Source organism: Flavobacterium sp. 22659 (genome assembly GCF_052044235.1).
Classification (GTDB): domain Bacteria; phylum Bacteroidota; class Bacteroidia; order Flavobacteriales; family Flavobacteriaceae; genus Flavobacterium; species Flavobacterium johnsoniae.
Map to the genome: position 1 here is coordinate 37,536 of NZ_JBQEMU010000020.1, position 20,950 is coordinate 58,485.

General features: G+C 37.6%; 21 protein-coding genes. 10 read left to right on the plus strand and 11 right to left on the minus strand.

Going from position 1 to position 20,950, the window contains the following annotated elements:
- Positions 1-237 precede the first annotated feature (237 nt).
- The 6 genes from ACTJIW_RS18175 to ACTJIW_RS18200 form a co-directional block, all read right to left on the minus strand.
- A complete protein-coding gene (locus tag ACTJIW_RS18175; RefSeq protein ID WP_440716323.1) occupies positions 238-1,728 on the minus strand; it encodes a hypothetical protein in 1,491 nt (496 codons plus the stop codon).
- A gap of 73 nt (positions 1,729-1,801) precedes the next feature.
- Positions 1,802-2,422, minus strand: coding sequence for a T9SS type A sorting domain-containing protein (locus ACTJIW_RS18180; protein ID WP_440718465.1), 621 nt, complete (start codon positions 2,420-2,422; stop codon positions 1,802-1,804).
- Positions 2,377-2,685, minus strand: a complete 309-nt coding sequence (locus tag ACTJIW_RS18185) for a hypothetical protein (protein ID WP_440716325.1) — start codon at positions 2,683-2,685, stop codon at positions 2,377-2,379. Before ACTJIW_RS18185 ends, ACTJIW_RS18180 begins: the two co-directional genes overlap by 46 nt.
- 378 nt (positions 2,686-3,063) lie before the next feature.
- The gene (locus ACTJIW_RS18190) at positions 3,064-3,507 is read right to left on the minus strand and encodes a hypothetical protein (protein ID WP_440716326.1); all 444 of its coding nucleotides are present in this window, start codon (positions 3,505-3,507) and stop codon (positions 3,064-3,066) included.
- 127 nt (positions 3,508-3,634) lie between these two features.
- Positions 3,635-3,811: a PID-CTERM protein-sorting domain-containing protein gene (locus tag ACTJIW_RS18195; protein ID WP_379813121.1), complete on the minus strand. Its 177-nt coding sequence runs from the start codon at positions 3,809-3,811 to the stop codon at positions 3,635-3,637.
- Positions 3,812-4,241: 430 nt separating this feature from the next.
- A complete protein-coding gene (locus ACTJIW_RS18200) occupies positions 4,242-4,706 on the minus strand; it encodes a hypothetical protein (RefSeq protein ID WP_440716327.1) in 465 nt (154 codons plus the stop codon).
- A 1,801-nt stretch (positions 4,707-6,507) separates the two neighbouring features.
- On the opposite strand from ACTJIW_RS18200, the gene ACTJIW_RS18205 reads away from it, so the two are divergent.
- A complete protein-coding gene (locus ACTJIW_RS18205; protein WP_440716328.1) occupies positions 6,508-6,888 on the plus strand; it encodes a helix-turn-helix domain-containing protein in 381 nt (126 codons plus the stop codon).
- A 750-nt stretch (positions 6,889-7,638) separates the two neighbouring features.
- On the opposite strand, the gene ACTJIW_RS18210 is transcribed toward ACTJIW_RS18205, so the two are convergent.
- The 3 genes from ACTJIW_RS18210 to ACTJIW_RS18220 all read right to left on the minus strand — a co-directional run bounded on the left by ACTJIW_RS18210 (position 7,639) and on the right by ACTJIW_RS18220 (position 9,083).
- Positions 7,639-8,091, minus strand: coding sequence for a carboxymuconolactone decarboxylase family protein (locus ACTJIW_RS18210; protein WP_440716329.1), 453 nt, complete (start codon positions 8,089-8,091; stop codon positions 7,639-7,641).
- A gap of 68 nt (positions 8,092-8,159) precedes the next feature.
- On the minus strand, positions 8,160-8,735 hold the full coding sequence (locus tag ACTJIW_RS18215; RefSeq protein ID WP_044048396.1) for a Crp/Fnr family transcriptional regulator: 576 nt from the start codon (positions 8,733-8,735) through the stop codon (positions 8,160-8,162).
- A 123-nt stretch (positions 8,736-8,858) separates the two neighbouring features.
- Positions 8,859-9,083, minus strand: coding sequence for a DUF6965 family protein (locus tag ACTJIW_RS18220; RefSeq protein ID WP_440716418.1), 225 nt, complete (start codon positions 9,081-9,083; stop codon positions 8,859-8,861).
- Positions 9,084-9,637: 554 nt separating this feature from the next.
- On the opposite strand from ACTJIW_RS18220, the gene ACTJIW_RS18225 reads away from it, so the two are divergent.
- The gene (locus ACTJIW_RS18225; RefSeq protein ID WP_440716330.1) at positions 9,638-10,990 is read left to right on the plus strand and encodes a hypothetical protein; all 1,353 of its coding nucleotides are present in this window, start codon (positions 9,638-9,640) and stop codon (positions 10,988-10,990) included.
- 17 nt (positions 10,991-11,007) lie between these two features.
- The gene (locus ACTJIW_RS18230) at positions 11,008-11,430 is read left to right on the plus strand and encodes a hypothetical protein (protein WP_440716331.1); all 423 of its coding nucleotides are present in this window, start codon (positions 11,008-11,010) and stop codon (positions 11,428-11,430) included.
- A gap of 542 nt (positions 11,431-11,972) precedes the next feature.
- On the opposite strand, the gene ACTJIW_RS18235 is transcribed toward ACTJIW_RS18230, so the two are convergent.
- Both ACTJIW_RS18235 and ACTJIW_RS18240 read right to left on the minus strand, forming a co-directional pair.
- On the minus strand, positions 11,973-12,134 hold the full coding sequence (locus tag ACTJIW_RS18235; protein ID WP_175556864.1) for a hypothetical protein: 162 nt from the start codon (positions 12,132-12,134) through the stop codon (positions 11,973-11,975).
- A gap of 4 nt (positions 12,135-12,138) precedes the next feature.
- Positions 12,139-12,666, minus strand: coding sequence for a hypothetical protein (locus ACTJIW_RS18240; RefSeq protein ID WP_440716332.1), 528 nt, complete (start codon positions 12,664-12,666; stop codon positions 12,139-12,141).
- 541 nt (positions 12,667-13,207) lie between these two features.
- On the opposite strand from ACTJIW_RS18240, the gene ACTJIW_RS18245 reads away from it, so the two are divergent.
- The 7 genes from ACTJIW_RS18245 to ACTJIW_RS18275 are packed head-to-tail and all read left to right on the plus strand — an operon-like array spanning position 13,208 to position 20,668.
- On the plus strand, positions 13,208-13,873 hold the full coding sequence (locus ACTJIW_RS18245; protein ID WP_440716333.1) for a hypothetical protein: 666 nt from the start codon (positions 13,208-13,210) through the stop codon (positions 13,871-13,873).
- A 37-nt stretch (positions 13,874-13,910) separates the two neighbouring features.
- Positions 13,911-14,420, plus strand: a complete 510-nt coding sequence (locus ACTJIW_RS18250; RefSeq protein WP_012024744.1) for a phage tail protein — start codon at positions 13,911-13,913, stop codon at positions 14,418-14,420.
- A 23-nt stretch (positions 14,421-14,443) separates the two neighbouring features.
- Positions 14,444-14,965 carry a phage tail protein gene (locus ACTJIW_RS18255; protein ID WP_044047747.1) on the plus strand — a complete coding sequence of 174 codons (522 nt, stop codon included), beginning with the start codon at positions 14,444-14,446 and terminating at the stop codon, positions 14,963-14,965.
- 52 nt (positions 14,966-15,017) lie between these two features.
- Entirely contained in the window at positions 15,018-15,533 is a 516-nt protein-coding gene (locus tag ACTJIW_RS18260; protein ID WP_012024746.1) for a phage tail protein, read from the plus strand.
- A gap of 11 nt (positions 15,534-15,544) precedes the next feature.
- Positions 15,545-16,045 carry a GNAT family N-acetyltransferase gene (locus ACTJIW_RS18265; protein WP_012024747.1) on the plus strand — a complete coding sequence of 167 codons (501 nt, stop codon included), beginning with the start codon at positions 15,545-15,547 and terminating at the stop codon, positions 16,043-16,045.
- Between the two features lie 16 nt (positions 16,046-16,061).
- Positions 16,062-16,361, plus strand: coding sequence for a DUF6916 family protein (locus ACTJIW_RS18270; RefSeq protein WP_012024748.1), 300 nt, complete (start codon positions 16,062-16,064; stop codon positions 16,359-16,361).
- Positions 16,362-16,387: 26 nt separating this feature from the next.
- Positions 16,388-20,668 (plus strand): Ig-like domain-containing protein, encoded by a 4,281-nt coding sequence (locus tag ACTJIW_RS18275; RefSeq protein WP_440718466.1) that lies wholly within the window; start codon positions 16,388-16,390, stop codon positions 20,666-20,668.
- The last annotated feature ends 282 nt before the right edge of the window (positions 20,669-20,950 follow it).

A 20,950-nucleotide genomic window follows, 5' to 3' on the forward strand; every position in this document is an offset into this window, starting at 1 on the left:
TTTCAAATTCATCCAGTTTTATTTTCTGACAATTTAGGGTTGATTCATTGCAGAGCTTATTTGCGTTTTCCATAAATTGAAGTTTACCTGGCTGAATTTTTCAGGCACCACCGGCACAATTAGCTGTTTTTTTTCAGGGTATAACAAGTATTGCAACTGAATAAAAAAATTATCCGCGGAGTAACTTTTTTATTCAGCTTTTACAAAGAGGCACTGGATGTACTTTTTCTAAGAGTTCTATTTGATGGTTAATGTCAAATTCGGCACCACTATGTTTCCATTGCTTCCTGTGTAGCGCTGTGCGAAAACCTCAATTTGATCGTTGGTAATCATTTCGGTTGTAGCGTTCAGCGGAAGAACCACGATATCATTTGTGGAGGCCCCCCTGCCGTAGATCTTGTATTGTGTCAGCATGGTTCCATTTTTGGCAATATAAATGATGTAAGTGCCTGCAGCTGGAACCTGAAATGAAATAGATCCCGAAATTTGGAAAATCCTTTTCTTTTTACCGACATATCGCAGACGATTAGCAGCGTCGGTGGAAAATCGGAATAAATTGGAGTAAACAGTAGAGGGTGTGCCAGATCCTACTTTTACAATATCACTGGGATTTAAGTTGTTAGTAAAAGCTACCGCTAGCCCGCTTCCGACTGCATAGTCCATTGCAAAATCGCCTGTTGCGTTCGCATCGGTTTCTGTCGGGATACCCGCCGCCCTGACATTCCAGCTGTTGCTAAAGTTATATCCCGAATAAGTTCCTGAAGCGTAAGGACGAACGTAATTGGCAGGTGTAGGGCCGATAAATACCACCGACTCCAAAACAGCATCGCTTAAAATGGATATACCAGCGGCCGATACGTCAAATCCATAAGCTCCTGATGCAACATTCGAGAAACCGCCCTGCTTTGATACCAAGTTAAAGGTACCGGTCAATTTTTCATAGGTGCCGCCATTATTGCTGAACCATGCCTGATTGCTCAGCAGCAGCTGTCCGATATTGCTGTATGTTATTCCGTTTGTATTTCCGGAAAAATTAACTATGCTGGCAAAAACAAGTCCAAATCCCGATATAGTTCCCACGCTTCCTGAATTGGCAATGATAGAGTCCCTAAACAAAAAAGTGGCAGTTGATGATGATGCATTTAGGTTGAATACAGTTGCCCCGGGAGCTGTAATGGTCACACTTCTGATACTTCCTCCTGTGGTACCGTCGAAAAGAGTACCCGAGGTTTTTGCTATAATGTCTTCATTGGCATCCAGCCCCTGAATGTAGGCATTGTTTAGTTCAATAGGTAGATTGAAGGTCACTGTGCCGTTTATTTCGTATAAAGTATTGGAAGTTAAAACATATTTCGCTCCTCCGCCGGCAGCAAGTTCGGCAGCCAGCACCACAGCCAAATTATCTGTCGAACGTATGCGTTTAAAGTTAAGTCTTGAATTGGACGCGTTATTGATAAGGATCCAGGATGATGCAGTGGCGGCGTAATAATAAAAAGCCCTTTGATCAGTATCATAGACAATAAGACCGTCAGCAGGGGCTGTTATCGCGTTTCGCTGCACAGTGGTCATTCTCGGCATCAGAAGACCCTGCGTGGTGGAGGTGATGTCCAAAACCGAGCTTGCATTCGGCGTGACAGTCCCAATTCCAATTTGTGCGTGGGAAGCATAGGTAAGTAAAATGCACAAAATCGATAGGCAGTACTTTTTTGTAAGTTTAGATGCTGTCATAGTGGTAGTAATTTATTTTGAATAATAGTTTGGCATTCAAAAGTATTTTTGAGTAAAGCGTTTTGATCCTGATTTAGCCGCCCGAATTGAAAATTATGATTTTCTGGGTGATTTTTTCATTTTCATCGGTTAGGAAAACAGCTATGTAAACGCCGGAACTTAAACCTGCCGTTGAAAAACTGTAGACTTGTTTCTGGGGCAGTTCTTTCTTGGTCAGTACTGTTTTCCCTGTCATATCATAGAGATTAAAAGAACGAAATTTAAGAAGGTTGGGATTTAAAGCTTTCAATGTCCTGCTTTTATTTTCCTGATAGAGGGTCAGACTGCTTTTTGATCCAACCTCAGTGCCTAATGTCTGGCTGTCGAAAGCTATTTTAAAGCGGTCGATATAAATGCCGGCTGCGACACTCACCTGATAGCTTCCGCTTTTAATGTCATTATAGGATGAATCAAATTCATCCAGCAAATACACTTTCTGGGAAGCATCAAAGTCAATAGTTTCCGGTATATAAAACTTTAAGGTGCAGGCCTTGTCAGCGTGTACGGCAAGCGGTATTTTTTTAGAAGGGTCAAAATTTACCCCCTGAATCACATACCTGTTGTTGTCCAGCCAAAATGAAATGTCAGCAGGCAGGGCCTCATCCATGTTCAGTGCGTCAAGACCAGGATCAACGCCGTCTGTAGCTTCCGGCATAAGGCAAGGGCAAGCTGTCTGGTGAAAGCGTTATTGATGATCGTATTTATTTTGATGTGTGAAATCTGCTTGTTTTCCTGCGCTTTCTGTGTGTCTGTGGTTTTTGAATTTTTAGCAAATTGAGATAAGGCGCCCCCTTCCTGATAAAATGCCCTGTGGGCATTCTTTAAGGTAACCTGTCCGTTAGAATTTCCGTTTATTAGAAATCCCTGTCCTATAGGACTGTATTTCCGCTGGATTACTAAACCGGATGATGTTCCCACTGTGTTGAGTGTCCCGTCGCTGTTGTAACTGTTAGATGTTGCAGGGACGTAAATTCCATTGCTTCCCAGCGAACCTGGTGAATACGTGCCATAGCCTCCCCTGTATGCTGAGAGGTAATGAGAATCCACTGTCTTGTCCTGTTCCCAAAAATAAGCTACGCGGGTACAGGCGCTGTTGGAGGGATCCATCAGAAAAGCATTTAGATCAAGTGCAGAAGGATAGGGGTTGCCTGTAAGTGTCGCCGCATTGCCGGTTCCTACTGAAACTAAAATGTTTCCATCATTGGGCCTGCCCCGGAAATCATAACGCTGTCTGCCGCTGCCGTTATTATTAACAACTCCCGTTGCTTCAGGGTCTGCAGGGTCAGATCCGCTGGTTCATTTCATTGTAAATCCTTCTCCGGGCGCTATTGAAGATGCTGCCCCGACAAAAGTCCACTGGGAGTAACTGCCTGCATTTGTAAGCTTGTAAATCCAATTAGAGGCTATACTTAGAGGAAGTGCGGTTCCGTTATAATTTCCTGCGGGAAGTATTGTTACCGGTGCAGCATTAATTGAGGTGACAGGGCGATTAAGTAAAGTAATTCCGAAATTTGAACTGCCTGCCGCACCATTTGCCGCACCGACCGGAGAACACCAATAATTGTATTCGAAATTATCAGAGGTGCCTTCCTGATAAACCGAAACAGTACCTGCACCCGAATTTGTGGATGCTGCTGCTGTGCCTTGCAGCAGCTGGGAATTGTTCCTTAAATAAAGATTGGACCCCGATGCCAGATTTATGTTTCCCGTTACGTATAGGACCTGGTTTTTGACGTACATAGGTGTTGAGGCACCAATATGAATCTGAGCGAAACAGTCCACATAAATAAAAATACATAGTAAAGATAATTTTTTTATCATAGTATCAATTTATATTTTATTGCAAATGATAATAAGTTAACATATTTTATTTCCTTTTAGAAATAGTATAAATGCCAAATACGGTGCCTGCTGCCAACAAAACATAAATCAATGAATCAATTGGAACGACAACTGGATCGTCAGGAAGACCAGGAGGAGGAGGATTTGCAGAAAAGGTGATGGTCTGGACTAGTAGAAATGTACCTGTAAGTATTTTTTTCATGTGAAATTTTTTTAAAAAAAATGAATTTTATACATATCCAGATAGGAAGGGTACATTGAACTTGGTTTGTAATATTAAAATTATTAAATCTTACAAAATCAAATGGCTGCAAATTTATATTATCGTGTTTTTATAATTCTAAGTTAAAATTTACATAATTTCAATGTTTAAAATATATATGATTGGCATTTTCCAATTATGTATTCCATATTAACTGATAATAGTAAGACGTTACTTGATTCTGCGGGGATTTATTTCTTAAATGCATATGTACCACCGCTCTGGCAGCAAAACTTAGACCATGAAGTATTCTAAAAAGGGGGACTTAACTTTTTCTGACGAAATTTGGGGTAACTTCTATATTTGTACGTCATGATGTCACCACTACTTTACAACGAAAAAAAAAGAGGCCTTTTGAGCCTCTTTTTTATTAGTGTTTTCCGTTACCCTTGCCATTTCCGTGTCCCCTGCCATTTCCGTTATCTTTTCCCTGTTTTTTGTTGCCTTTTCCGGGTTTTTGTCCAATTGTTTTTTGAGGTTTTCCTTTATAACCTTTTCCGTATTTTACTTTATGGGTTTTAAAATTGTCATACGGATCATTTCCCCTGTAATCTGTAAGTACTACTTTGTATTCGCTGTAAAGATCATAATTTCTATAAGCAGCAGGCAGTGTTCTTGCTCTTACCCATTTCCCGTTGCTGATATAAATATAATTCGATGTGCTTACGTCATAATAGGTTTCAAGATCTGGCAGATAATAATATCTTGCATCAGTATAGCCAACTGGTCCCCAGGCCGGCGGTGTTCCAATATTGACATTTACATTAACCTGCGCGTTTGAAAAATTTACTGCTGCCAGAAGTAATCCGACCAATAAAAATTTTAATGATTTCATAATTTCAATCTTTTAATTGTTAATAATAGTAAAAAAACAAAAAGCGTACCTAAATGTTGTATGGCTGGTTTTAAATGCCGGCTGCTTTAATGATTATTCTCAAAACAGCTGCTATGATCATACGATGCTTCTGCTGATTTTTTTATGTAAAGTAAAGAAAAATAGCTGAAACAGCTATCATAATGACAGGGACATCTATACTATTTCTTTTGGCAATAACAATTAGAGATCCTGTTAAGGCACCAACTGCGGCTGCAGTAATTCCATCCATTTAAATGGTCACTATTCATCACAATAAGTTACCTTCTTGTTTGTAAATAAGAATTGCATATAAATCCAAATTCAAAGTGTCATTTTTTTCCTTGAAATGTGCAAGGTTTAAAATTGCACTATTTTCTAGCTGAATTCACCTTAGATTTATTTTGCAAAAACAGCCGCCGCTCCATAAAGAAAAAAGGTTATTAAAATGGCTGATTTTTAAGTTATAAGCAGTATGGCTTGTTCTCCTGTGTAAAGGTCATTAGAAAACTTCTCCGGAGTATTTAATTTAGGTGAACGGGCAAAATGAGTCGTTGAATCGGAATCTTTATCTTTTCAGAAAAGCCTCTTTAAGTAATTGCACAATTTTGAGGTCTATGTTTTTTACAACTTTTGCTAGTTAGTCTTGGTTTGTTTTTTCTTTTTTTTCGAGATTGTTTTTAGTATTATTTTGGCTGCCGATAGGCAAGTTAGCTGGAGTGGAGCTTTAATTTAAAAGTCTGGTTCAGATCATAGCGGGAAAAATAGAGATTCAGCATTAGTGTTAGATTGTGAAGTTGTACTGTATTCTATTCTTTTTTGTGTGCAGCTAGCCAATATAAGGCACCAGAAAAGTGCCCCAAAGATAGATCTTGGTTTTCATAATTATGTAGTTTTTAATTAGAATGGATTACTCTCTCAAAATCACTATTTATATATCAATAGTATTACATGATAGAAAAGGTTATGGGTTGCAAATTATAATTTGCAACCAAATTTAGTGAGATGAAACATTTATACTTCAACAAGAATAATTAAGTTTGTAAGATAATAACTACTATGATCTGCTGAAAGATTATCAATGAAATTTAAAATCTTTATATATATATCCTATTAATTTAAATACCAGCCTGCAGATAGGGATTTTGTCAGCCTTCTGCTTTTTTTCCATCGGCATCTCCGCGCAAGATGCTTCACCTTCTCAGACCAGCGCACAAGAGCTCGCCGATAAACTGGCCAATCCCGTTGCCAGCCTGATTAGTGTGCCGCTGCAGAACAATTTTAATTATGGCATTGGTGCTTTTAACGGATCCAAATACACGATCAATATCCAGCCTGTGATACCATTTAAACTTACCGAAAATCTGAATCTGATTACACGATATATATTTCCCGTAGTGGATCAAAGAGACATTACTGGTTGTAGATTATAATTTGCAACATTAAAAAGTTTGATTTTAAATTATTGGCGGTGTTGATGTGCTAATTTTAGTGCAATAGTAATATGGTAATTATAAAAAAAAACACCTTTTAAATAGTTTTAACTAGTGTATTGCTGGTGTTAATTTTCAACACAGAAGCCTAGTCGATGATACTGGATGGGGTGACTTGGAGTGTCTGGCGGCATGCATATATCGAAACTGAGTTTATCGGGTATAGATATGATGGTTATCCGGGAAATTCTTCCAGTTTGGAGTTAGATTAGGATCTTGAGGGTATTGGCCAATGTAGGATCTCTCTGATTAGCAGTATTAAATTGAAATAATTTAAAAAAAATAAACATATGGGCAATACGTTTGGCAGATTAACAAAGGAAGAAAAAGAAGAGTGCTTGGTAAGAATAGAATTTATCACGAATTCCAAAAAGCTTTTTTTAAATAAAGATTTTTGCCTGGCTCATCTCTCGGAAGAAACTGCCATGACCGGGCATAAAATTTCTTATCTCATTAATTCTGAATTGGGGCTGAATTTTAATGCGTATATAAATTTAAAAAGAATTCAATACCTGCTGGAAAATCTAAAAGACCCTGTATTCAGGAATCTATCTATTGAAAAAATGTCACTAATCTGCGGATTTGGATCCCGGGCAAACTGTTTTAGGGCATTACGTAAACATAAAGGCAAATCTTTGCGGCATTTTAAAATAAGCTCCCAAGTCACATAAAATTTATTTGATTAAGTTAGATCAGCAATGAATCAATTATAAGACACCGCGGCACGGCCATAAAACTAACTGCTCAGTTGATTTGTAAACTGTTTCATGGAAAAAGAATTCTTTGTATATAATTCTAAGCTGCGAACGATTTTATTATTTTATTAGATGCCCCTAAAGAAGTTTGTTAATCGGAATAATGCATACCGGTTAAAAACAGCCTTCGTGCTGTTTTTTTTTTTATTTTGACCAGTGAAGGGGAGGTTGGCTGAAAGGGAGGAGTATTTGAAGAATTGGTCGCAGGCTATAGGTCCGATTTAATATACTCGAATTTAGTCTTTTTAAGTATTGATTTTATTTAGTATATCCTATTCAGAATTCGATGTGCGATGATTGTACCACAAAACGTTCCTCACTGAAAAAAACTGTAAATTCGCCTCAAATGTTTGTGGCATACATGGTATCAACTCCACATAGTCAATATGGCTTTTTGAGTCTATTTATAAGGGATTTTTTAGATATGCTTTAATTGGGTTGTTGAAAGGCCGAGCTAAAAGGCAGTTTTTAGAAGAAATCTTTTTTTATTTTATTCATATGCTGCCGGGGGCTGAGTTCTTATTTTTGAACTGTGATGCTGCTGATTGGCTTTGGTATTCATGAAAAAGAAATGAGCCCGTAACAAACGGGCTCATTATTATCAGGCCTGATTATAATTCTAAGGTTTTGTATGGAGTCTTTTTAAGCCCGCATTAGCTTGCAGTTTTATGCCAGACTTTGTCCTATAGGCAGTCGGGTGCTCAGTACAACCCTGTTCCAAAGATTGATGGTAATTACGGCAGTTATGATATCTGCAATCTGTTTTTCGCTGAAAAGATGCACGGCGCTTGAATAGGTCTGGTCTGATAATCCCTGTTGATGTATTAATGTTATTTCTTCCGTTATCGCCAGCACTGCTTTTTCTTCTTCTGTAAAAATATCCCCCGCTTCCCTCCAGGCGCTCAGAAGAAAAATGCGCTGGTTTGTCTCGCCGTTTTTAACCGCGTCCTGGGTATGGATGTTGATGCAGTAGGCGCAGCCGTTGATCTGCGAGGCGCGGATCTTTATGAGTTCTTTGGCTGTCTTGGAGATGGAAATCTTTGAAAGATAGCTTTCAAGGCCGATCATCGCTTTCAGTGCATCAGGGGCGGCCTGTTTGATGTCTAGTCGTTTTTGCATGGTATTGTTCTTTTAAAATTCTTCAATGCAAAATTGCAGGATAAGAAAATGAAAAAACTTAAACCAGTTTAAGAAAGAAGCCTTCTTCGGATCTCGCTCAAATATTCGGGGGTGAATCCCAGATAGGAAGCGATCAGGTACTGGGGAACACGCTGAATGAATTCAGGGTGGTTGCGGACTGCCTGAAAATAAAATTCTTCTTTTGAGAACGAGAAAAGGAATTTGATGCGTTTCTGGGCCGCAGCATAAGCCCGCTGGTAGACAAAACGGAAATAGCGCTCCATCACCGGAAACTCCTCCAGCAGCTTCTGCCGCTTCTCGGGAGTGATGCAGAGCAGTGTGGATTTTTCCACTGCCTGAATATAAAACTCTGTCGCGAGCTGGTTCTCGTAGGCAAAGTTATCGGTTAGCCACCAGGTTTCTATCGCAAATTCAGTGGTCTGCTCGGTGCCTTTCTCGTTGATGTAGAATTTTCTGAGCAGCCCCTCCAAAACAAAATAATGGTGCCGGCAGATCTGTCCCTCTTCTAGCAGGTTTTCTTTTTTGGCCGCTTTCTTGATGTCGAAGAATTTGATGATCTGCTCGAATTCATCGTCAGTGACCTGTGCGAACTTGGCTATATGGTTTTTGAATATATCATGCATTGGAGTTAATGGCTTATTGGTTTTGACTCTTGGCCTGCTTCTATAATCCGAACGGCGCTGTTGCATCCTTTTTGGTCTTGGTGCAGCCTGCAGGCTTTTTAGGCAAATATAGCAATAATATGCCTAGGTCTTTTCTCCATGAAGATCCGATGTCTGCCCGGGCTGGGGGTTTTCTTTACAGGCGGGGGACATTTCCAACGGTCCGCTGAAAGTCCTGATTCCTGTATAGCAGTTTTTTAAAAAAAGCTGGGAATCGGTAATCTTTGCCCAAGGTTTCCAATCGACCTGTAAAGGAGGAGGCGTATTGTCAAAATATCGTTTAATTTCTTCGGGATTCGTAAGGCAAATTTAGGCAAAAATCCCTGTCCTGTCAAGGGGTGCCGGATTTTGGAGGTATTTGTGCGCAGTTTCTTCAAGGGGGTCTGCCACTCACAGGACTGGATGTCTGTTTATTAAAGTTTTTATATGATGTTATTTTTTAGGGCTGGTTTTAGATTTGGTTTTTTAGGTTGGTTTTAGATTTAGTTTTTTGGAGCTTTTTCCTAGTTAGTTAGTTAGTTAGTTAGTTAGTTAGTTCTAAGACTTCTTTTTATTTTGATTTTGGCCGCTGAAAGGGATGATGGTTGAAGTGGGATGCTGATTTGAAGGGGGGGATTTTTATGGGGAGTAATAAAATTAGTAAATGGAATTAGCGAATTAGTCTTGCATAATGTGCTGTGATATCTAACGAAAGAGTGAATAGGTGAATTATTTTTGATACTCATCATCTGTTTTCGCGATAGAAAAAGTAACAAGTTTAATTTCCGTGTTAAAGAATTTTATCATAAAAAAGATTTTTAACTTTGATAAAGTAAGATTAATTTTATATTTGCGCCAGCAAATTTTAATCTTAAAACGTACTTATGACGATAAATTTAAAGCAGTTCCATCTATTCGTATTTAATTTGAAGTTCCGGAATAGAGGAATTTTCTTTGTTTTATGGGCACTTTTTTTAGTTGGATGCCAAGCAGACACAAATGAAGTAGAACCGCAAAATTCTTCTTTGGGTGCTGTAAAAGAATGGTTTGAAAGTAAAAACCATCATTTGGAGGTTTTACCTTTTACAGAAAAGATAAATTGGGAGAGAGCTGTTGTTTCAAATATCGAAGGAGAACAGATTATTGAAGTGCCTCTTGTATTAAAGGAAAACACAAGAACTAATGTTGTTGATGATGCTAGTTACAGAAACTATATGTCATTGCTTTTTATAGGAGATAAAACAGGAATAAACAGGGAATACACTATTGTTTACACAACTAAGGATACTGATTTTGATCAAAAAAGAGAAAGTTTTGACCTTTATAAATTAAACCCTGAGTACTCGGGTTATATTACTTTTCAAAATGCGGATAACAAAATTGTTTATTCTGGAGAATATGAAAAAGGACAGCAGGTAAGACTGCATAACTACTCAGATACAAATACCGCTTCAAGATTTGAATGCGCGTATTATGTTACAGTTGGACCAATTACTACCTGCAGCAGCTGGAGATGGGTGCCTGATGAGGTACCTAATCCGGGTGTACCCGGTTTTCCCGGAGGACCGCTGTATGTTCCGCCTTATAAGGATCTAGATCCCTGTGCCCATGCAACAGACATGAGTACACTTTCATTGAATCCTACATTTCAATCAGCTAAAAATAGAATACTTAATGCTGATCCCAATATTGAACACAGTATTACTTTGACACACTCTGCTAGTGGGGCATATTATGAAGAACAAATGGTAAATGGTACACGATATAATGTTGAAGCTAAAGTTACAGGTATAGGAGATTTTGCTGTTATGCATAACCATCCTGATAATACGCCCCCATCATCTGGAGATGTATATGCCATTTTGCAGATGTATCTTAAAAATAATCTTATCAGGACAAACTATATTTTTACAGGAGGTGAAACCTATGCAATAGTACTTGTAAATCCTAATCAGGCCAAAGCATTTGTTGCCAATTATCCAGCTGATGTAAGACCAGGTTATTCTCCCGAATTTCCTGAGCCTTTATTTGACTTAGTAGATACTGGGAAAGTGAGAGGATTTGGCGAATCAAACGAAGGAAAATCTACAGCAATGAACTATATGCTGGAAAAATATAATGCCGGAATAACTATTATGAAAGAAAAAAATGGAAAATTTACACCGCTAAAAGGATCAGAATATATAGATGAACAAGGTGTAACCCGTTATAGATTTGAACCATCACCTTGTAATTAATTAAAAAATTAAACGATATGAAAAATATATTTAAAATTACGCCACTATTATTAATACTACTAATTATAAATACAAGCTGTAAAGCGCAGCAAATGGTTCAAACTCCAAATGATGTAAATAAACTCCAAGAAAATGAACAGCAGTTTATTAATAAACCTTTAAAAAATCTGCTGAAAGAAATTAAACCAGAGATAAAATTATTTAGAGCAGAAATAGATCAGCATTCTTATTTTTCTTTCTATTTTATATCACACAATGAATTGCTTCGACTTCCAACAGACAGTATTCCATTGGGATTTTATGTTTATATAAAAGAATCTATCGACTGGGATTTTGCTAAAAGACCTAAAGAAACACAGTATGTGTGGACAAAAGAAGATTTGGAAAAATACGGAAATCTTACCGTTACCAGAATAAAAATAAGAGGAAAAGTCAAATAAGATTTTAAAATTCATTTTTAAGCCTTTAATCAAATTGTGATTAAGGGCTTTTTTTTGACGCTGTCTCATATAATTCAAATTTTTTTGCAGCGTTTGTTATTAGTAGTTAGTTAGTTAGTTAGTTAGTTAGTTAGTTAGTTATGTGTTTTCTTTTTTATTCATGATTGTTTTTAGTAATTATTTTGGCCGTGAAGGGAAAGTTTTAGTTGGAGTGGGAAGTTGCTTTTAGTGGCAGATGTATTTGATAGCTATTTGATTACTCATGGTTTAGTGAGATTTCCAACACTGGTTTGAGGCCTGTTCTTTGCACTATGAAATTGAAAAGCCTGACAGTGTAACTTCTCAGGCTTTTTTTGCGGTTTAGAAATTTATTTGAATCTTGTTTTATTTTTAAAACAACGTTCTGATACCAAAGCTATGGAAATCAATTAAGCCTATTCTATTCTTCGACTTGCAAACTGAGATAAAGGACAGGCAAAGCAAAAACGCTTTCCCATTAAGCTAATTTCTCAAATCCATTACTGATGTTATGTGATCGGCTTCTATTTTTTTATCGTAATTTTTCCTTTTGCAATTTTTTTCGCAACATTTTTTTTAGATTTTCTGCTTGCGATAAAATCGCTGATTTCTTTGCGTTCTTGTTCAGTTAATGGGGGACTTTGAATTATAAAATCGACCCCTTTAGGTTCTTTTATTAAGTTCATCTCTCTAAGATTTAAAATATTTTTTTACTAACTTTTTTGATGCTTCAGTTTCAATAATCATTCTCTGATTTTTAAAATGAAAAGCACCTAAATTTTCTTCGTAATGTTTAATTAAGTTTGTTTTAGCTGTAAATGCGACAAAACCATCAAAGCCTTTTTGGAAAGAAACTTTACAAGCATAAGCCACTAAATTTCCAGCAACACCCTCATAAAGTTTTTCTCTACCAATATTAAACGGAGAACTTTCAAGTAAATTCATATAAATGTGGTCTTGTTCAACAGTGATACTTAAAAGGCCCTGCAAAATTGATGGGTTGTTTACTATTGTTAGTTTATAAACTTCTTTCTGTAAATCTTTGAATTCTAATTTCCAGTCAAAATTCCAGCCATTCTTTTTGGTTACATTTTTCAAGTCAGCTGTAGTCATTCTGCTGACTTCTGTTTGAAAACTGTCTCCAGAAATTGTGTTTAAAATGGAATCTGTTAATTTGTCAATTATGAAATCTTGTTCTATTTGAATTTTAGTACTCATACTTCAAAAATACGAAATAATTTGATTTTTATGAAATAGAATTTCTGCTGTAAATTTCGGTTCGCTACCTCAAGCGGCCTTAGTTAGTTATTTATTTATTTATTTAGTTAGTTAGTTTTCTTTTGTTGCTTTTTTGTTTTGGCCGGCGATGGGGAAACTGGTAAGGCAGTGTAGTGTATTTAAAAAGTGTTCTTTAAATAATGAAAGGAGAAAGAGGACTAGTACTTAGCTGCTAATAGCTTTACAAATAAGCGCCGGATGTTTATAGCTTATAAAATTTATGGTCAGCTAAAGGGGCAGCTCGGTGAGTTGATTTGAATTATTGCGTTAAAACTACAACTGAAAATTAAATGCAGAATTTAAAACATAGACTAAGATACGAGTAAGTCTTACTCTGTATATCTATCCTTATAAGTGTTTTCTTTAAAAAAGAATAAATTAACGCGCTAATGTGATTTTTATTGTGTTATTTAACAAAAAATTATCATTTAATATTTCCTTTTATTATTTTTACTGGGAATTTAACAAATAGAAGGAAATTATGATCAATTTAGCGCGAAGAAATTTTATAAAAAATGTCGGATTTGTTGGTGCAGCAACTCTTTTCTGCGGCTCTATGGCTGCTCAGAGCACTTTAGGAAATTTTTCTATCTTGGAAAACGATGAAGATAATATTCTAGCCACATTCTCAAAAATAACTTTTTTTGACGCTTTCCTTTTAGATCAGTCTCTTGCGGACTGCTATAAAAAATCTATTTTAAATTGGGAAAAAATAGGATACGCCTGCTCAGGAAATTATTGTTTCAGTTCTTCTGACGGACTTTTAAAAATGTTTCCCATGCATCTCCAAACTGAGGCTGCTGGAAAAGTGGATGATGTTTTGCTATGCTTTGGAAAAGATTCAGATGGCAGCTGGAAATCTGTAAGATCTTTATCTGGATTTGATTTGGAGGCTATTACTGTAGCAATGCGTGATTTAAATATATATCGCAATAAGGTTAATTTATCCCATTATTTATTTCCTGCGCCAACGCAAAAATTAAATCCGTATGGATATGATACCAGAAAAGGCAGTATTTCTCTTCAAACTAACTTAGCGGCAGAGCACACCGTAACAAAAATTATCATAAAAGAAGGCACTTCTATTGTATACCAAAAAGAAATAATTTCAAAGCATAATTTTGCCACTGATTCTTTTGTGGCCTAATATAATTGCTTGAATAACTTAATAAATAGTCAAAATTATGGCAACACCTTATTTAGGAGAAATACGTATCGTGTCTTTTAACTTTGCTCCGAAAGGCTGGGCTTTATGTAATGGGCAGTTTTTGCCTATAAATCAAAATCAAGCTTTGTTTTCTCTATTGGGAACTATGTATGGCGGCAATGGACAAACAACATTTGCTTTGCCGAATTTAAGAGGAAGGACTCCCATTCATTTTGGAAATGGGCATACAATAGGAGAAAAAGGCGGAGAAGAAGCCCATACTTTAAGCATATCAGAGCTGCCTGAGCATACCCATGTACTTCAGGCGAAAACAGATACGGCAAGTACCAATATACCCAGCTCTTCAAATTTTGTGGCTAATACCGCTCCTAATTTAGTTTATAGCGGCCAAAGTCAAAATTTTACTTCGATGAACTCGGGATCTCTTACCAGTGTCGGCGGAAACCAGCCCCATTTAAACATGCAGCCATTCCTTACCTTGAATTTTTGCATTGCTCTAATAGGCGCTTTTCCTTCTCAAAATTAATATTAACTTTAAAAAGTAAAGATATGGCGCAACCTTACGTTGGGGAAATCAGAATGTTTGGAGGAAACTTTGCTCCTGCAGGATGGATGTTCTGTGAAGGGCAGATTCTTTCCATTTCTGAGAATGAAACATTATTTCAATTGATAGGCACTACTTATGGAGGTGATGGCCAAAGCACTTTTGCTTTACCGGATTTGCGCGGAAGAGTTCCCATTCACTCTGGTACATCCTCCAGCGGTACAACCTACACATTGGCCGAAACAGGTGGGGCAGAAGATAGTACGCTAACGGCCAATCAAATTCCTGCCCACACTCACAATTTAATGGCAACTTCAGATTTGGCAGATACTGCAAGTCCGTCCAACGCGATATTTAGCACAAATCCCCCGGGAAGCAAAATGTTTTCTAGTGCCGCGCCGACAGCAGCTTTAAATCTCTCATCGATTGCAAGTGCCGGGGGCAGCCAGCCCCACACTAATTTTCAGCCTTATCTGTGCGTCAGTTTTATTATTTCATTGTTTGGAGTGTTTCCTTCTCAGACCTAGAATTTTAAAAATTTGCGATTCCTTTTCTAATAAAAATAAAAACATTATATCTATGGATCAATTTGTTGCCGAGATACGTCTTTTTCCATTCAATTTTGCACCTCTAGGATGGGCTATGTGCAATGGACAAATATTGCCTATATCTCAAAATACGGCGCTTTTTTCTTTGCTGGGAACCACCTATGGAGGAGATGGGAAAAGCACTTTTGCCCTGCCGGATTTACAGGGTCGCGTTCCTATGCATCCAGGACAGGGACCCGGATTATCTTTGCATGATCTGGGAGAAACAAGCGGAAGCGAAAGTGTCAGTCTGCTTGAATCTGAAATTCCATCCCACAGCCATACCTTAATGGCTGCGACTTTAAACTCACAATCCACATCTCCAACTAATAATAGTTTAGGGCGCGGAAATCCTGTGAGAATTTACAATCAGACAGGAACCAATGCCAATATGAGTTTAAACTCCGTATCTACAGCTGGCTCAGGATTGCCGCACAATAATATGATGCCTTATTTGACAATGAATTTTTGTATCGCTCTTCAAGGGATTTATCCGTCAAGAGGTTAATTTGAGAGGATTTGAATTTAGAAATAAAAGATATTAGCTTTAGAGATATTCAGGAAAGAGATAAAACGCTTCTCCGTGAAATATACGGCAGTACCCGTGAAGAAGAACTGGATAAGGGCACTAATTGGAATGATGAACAAAAAAGACTTTTCATTGACCAGCAATTTTCAGTACAGCATGAATATTATCAGAAGAATTTTTCAGATGCAAAATTTTATATAATTGAAAAAGAGAAAGTTCCGATTGGAAGATTATATATTGATTTTTCTGAAAATGAACCGGTCAGAATTATAGATATTACAATATTGCCTGAATGGAGAAACAAAAATATTGGCAGCTCCATTTTAAATGAAATCCTTAAAAAAGCGCGCAGCAATAATTTAAATGTCTCGATACATGTTGAAGCTTTTAACCCTGCAATGAATTTATATAAAAGATTAGGATTTAGGAAAATAAGTGAAACAAATGGCATTTACCATTTAATGGAATGGAATTACAATAACCGATATTAACGATTAACAAAATTATATGGATATAACTTTACTCTCTGCAGATAACTTTAATTCTCTGCTTAATGCAGTATTCACGATCAAATTTTCCGAAGAAATCCAGCTTGACGCGGAGTTGATTTCGGTAACTGAATTTAATAGTTATTCTCCATTGCAAAGAACTCCATTCTCTCTCGTTTTTCGTACCCAGCAAAAAAACGAATATTACCAGCAGGGCATCTTTACTGTTATACACCCTGAAGAAGGCAATTTAGAATTATTTCTTACACCGCTAGGTTTTGATGAAGCGGGAATGAAATATGAAGCAGTATTTTCTTAATTAAGCTAATTAAAAGCAAAAAAAAAATGAAAAATAACAAACTCTTAGCTGTAATAATACTAGTTGGATTTCTAAGTTTTGGAATGAAATACAATACTATTATTAAGAATAATTTTGTTGCTCCTATAGTTGAACGTTTTGTAAAAGCTGAAAAAACTTTTATTGATGAGAAAAAAGAAAATAAAGATAAAAAAGCTGAAATTAAAGAAGACAAAACAAATACATCTACTGTAGCTGCGACAGTTACTGTAGCAAACGCTGTAGCGGTTAATGGAGGTGGGAACGCGCAGCCTGGTTCTCAGCTTGATTTTACTATAACTATAACAAATACAGGTACAGATGATGCTTTAGGAATGAATTTTCAGGATATTTTAGATTCTAATCTAACCTTAGTTCCAAACTCTTTTAAAGCAACGCCAATAGCAAACAACAATTCGTATTCCTGCATTGGAAACGTTGGAATTAGTGTGGATGCGGCAGGTGGTGTTTTAACAAACGATGTCAGTCCGGATGGAACTGCTTTATCGGCTTCTTTATTAACAGGAGCAGCAAATGGAACCGCAGTTCTGAATGCGAACGGTTCTTTTATTTATAATCCAAATGCAGGATATTCTGGTTCAGATAGTTTTACTTATACTTTGACCACTGCCAGCGGCAAGACCTCAACTGCAACAGTAAATATTACTGTAAGCACTCCTATAATATTTGTTAATAGTGCAGCGGCTGCTGCAGGAAACGGAACTCTAGCATCACCTTATAAAACTTTAAACAGTATTACAGGAAGTAATGCCTTTCCTGTTTTTATTTATACGGGAACAGTTACTGGACTTTTAACCTTAAATGATAATCAAAAAGTAATTGGTCAGGGGGCAGCTGCAAGTCTGACTTCGATATTAAGTCTTGCTGTGCCGGCCTATAGTAATGTTTTGCCCGCTACCGGAGGAACAAATCCGACTATTGCCGGTGTCAATTTAAAAGCAAATAACGATATCCAAGCTGTTGCATTGACAGGAACTCTATCTGGTTCGAACGTTGGAGCTTTGAAAATAAGAAATACAACTATTAATACAACAAATTTACAAGCTGTTAATATTACTGGCGGCGGCGCTTTAGACTGTATTTTTACCAGTATTTCTGCCAGCGGCGTCTCTAAGGGAATTTCAGTAAGCGGCGCGCAGGGAAGTTTTCAGGTGACAGGAACAGGATCTACGGCCGGATCTGGCGGGACAATTCAAAATATATCTTTAAGAGGTGCTGAGTTTATTTCGTGCGCCAATGTTACACTTAAGAACATGAATTTTACCAATGCAAATAACTCTTCGACAGTAATGAGTGATGCCGAAGATGACAACACCAATTCTTACGGCGCACTGCATTTTAAAACTGTCTCTGGAGGCGTTAATTTAGATAATATTTTGATCACCGGCACTACAAACTCTGTTGGAATAAATTTAAATGATGTTAATAATTTCGTATTATCCAATAGTACAATTACAGGATGCGGAAGTGCAAATGGAGGAAATGCAAATGTGGGAGGAATATTTGCATTAAATTTAAGAGGAACAAGTTCAATCACAAACACAAATGTTAATGATTCCTGGGGAAGAGGTTTTTTTGGATTTAACGGCCAGCTTTCTCAAAATCCTACGCTTAATTTGACAGTAACCGGCTCTCAATTTAAAAACTCTTTTAATAAATCAAACGGAGACAGTAATTTTATTTTTCAGGCTAAAGGGACTACAAACAATACATTGGTTTTTAAAAAGAATGATTTTTCTAATTCAAAAACGACCGGTTTAGCATTGAATTTTAGCGGATCTTCTATAAATACCGTCCAAATAGGAGGAACTAATGCATCTACAGATGCTAATACTATAAATGCCGCAGCTTCAAGTCCTGGAAGTAATGGTTTGTCTTTACAAGTAACAGGCAATGCAGCTGTGAACTACAATATTATAAATAACACTTTAAAGTCAAGCTACAATGCTCTTTATGCATGCAGTGTCGGAAATCAGGGTTCGGGAACGATAAAAGGACGTATAAATAATAATACCATTGATGGTGGCGGCTCAACTTCTTCCAGCAATGGAATCAGTGTTGCTGCTTATGGTAATGCCAAACATATTACTGAGATAGCCAATAATATAATCACTAATGCCGCCAATTACGGCATTTTCTCTGAAGCAAATGATAATGCCGTATTAAGTGCAGGAAGAATTGATGCTTCCATCACCAATAATAATATTAGCGTTGCAAATAATGCCTACACTCATATTGGAGTAGTGGCCTATGCAGATAATGCCTCCAGCACGATGATCAGTGCTGCAAAGGTTACTGGTAACATAGTTAACTCTGCAAGCGGATTAGCAGCAGGGAATTTTGATGTACTCTCTCAGGGACCTAGTTGTAAGGTAATTTTACAGGGTAATACCACATACGTTTCAGGAACTGGAAACAGAAGTGCGGCATTGACAAATTTCTGGAATAGCAATAATCCTAATACTCCAACAGGAGCAGGACTGGATGAAGGCGGTACTGGAACCATAATTTCGGGAACTGTCACTATTCCTGACAATGCAAGCGCATCAAAAATGGTCATCCAGAAAGAAACGCCGCAAGAAGAGGCCGACCCTGCGGCAGCTGTCAATAATACTGTACCTGATAATGCAGTAACTGCTAAAGCTGTTGCGGCAAATGCTGTTAATGAAACCCTTACTGCCGGACCATTTGCTCTGGCTGCAGGAAAAAGCACTGTGATTACTTTTAGTGCGACAATCAATGCAGCAGGCACGTTACCGCAAAACACCTGTTCGGTTACCAATCAGGCTACCGTTAGCGGTTCTAATTTTACAACTGTAAATTCTAATATTACAACAACATCAATTAAGCCAGCAATTGCAACAGTAACGGCGGACACAGAGAATATCCCTTGTTTAGGAAGCACGGCCGTTACATTAAACGCTGCTTGCCCGCTTGGTACAACTGCGACCTGGTATACCGCAATGAGCGGGGGAACCAGTTTTGCAACCGGAAATTCGGTTTCTGCAACTCCTATGGCAAATAATACGACGTATTGTGTTGCTTGTGAGACAGCTTATTGCGCAAGTGACAGGGTTCTTGTTAAAACTGTGACGGGAACTCCTTCAACAACGTCGACCCCAGTTACCGTAACCGAATGTGATTCTTATACCTGGAGTGTTAACGGAACAACTTATACTAGTTCTGGAACATACACTGCTGTTGTTGGATGTGATACCAAAACTCTAAATTTAACAATAACTCCGTCTGCAACTTCAACACCTGAAACCATAACGGCTTGTGATTCTTACACATGGAGTGCCAATGGAACAACTTATACCACCTCTGGAACATACACAGCAGTTGTAGGATGTGATACTAAGACTCTAAACTTAACAATCAATCCTTCAACCTCATCAGCAACTGAAACTGTTTCCAGATGCGACAGCTATACCTGGCCGGTAAATGGCACAACTTATACAGCTACTGGAAATTATACCCATACGATAGGATGTGATACCAAAACTTTAGCGTTAACGATTACCAATTCTACGAGTTCTACCCAGGCTGAAACGGCTTGCGACAGCTATACCTGGCCGGTGAATGGCACCACTTATACCGCTTCGGGAAATTACACGTATTCTTTGGGATGTGATACCAAAACTTTAGCGTTAACGATTACCAATTCTACGAGTTCTACCCAGGCTGAAACGGCTTGCGACAGCTATACCTGGCCGGTGAATGGCACCACTTATACCGCTTCGGGGAATTACAGTTATTCTTTGGGATGTGACATTAAAACTTTAGCATTGACCATTAATAATTCTTCTGCAATTCAGAAAACAGTAGCATTAAATTCTGGAATCTTGACCTCGGACCATTCCGGAGCCATTTACCAGTGGTATAAGTGCCCCAACACACTGTTGGCAAACGAAACCAGCCAATCCTTTACGCCATCCTCCGTTGGAGACTATAAAGTTGAAATTACCGTTGCAGGGTGCACGATTGTTTCTGATTGTATTACTGTAAGTACTTTGGGGCTGTACGATTTCAAAGCAGCCGACTTTAAAATGTACCCTGTTCCAAGCAAAGGAATTTTAAACATTATTACCAGATACGATGGGAACTACAGCATAATAGACGCTGCTGGAAAAATTGTAAAATCAATAAATCTTAATGCAGATTCTTTAAATACAATTCACCTGGAAAATCTTTCAGATGGCGTTTTTTTAATTAAAAAAACAGATGGAAATTCATTTAAAGCCCAGAAATTTATTTTGAAAAAATAAGGTGATCTGTCAGATGTGCTGGCAGTTAATGGCTGATTCTAAACATTTACGGAAATTTAGACATTTATAGTAAGATTGCAGAAAAATTAAAACAGCCTTTGGGCTGTTTTTTTATTGTTAATGTTTCTTAAGCAAGCTGTTTGCCAGTTGGTTTTGGGTTTTCTGCTTTCTGTTTCTATTTTGGCCGGTGATGGTGAAGCCGGCCAGGCAGATCTATTTATTTGGATCAAAGATTATTAAGCAGTTAGTTAGTTAGTTAGTTAGTTAGTTAGTTAGTTAGTT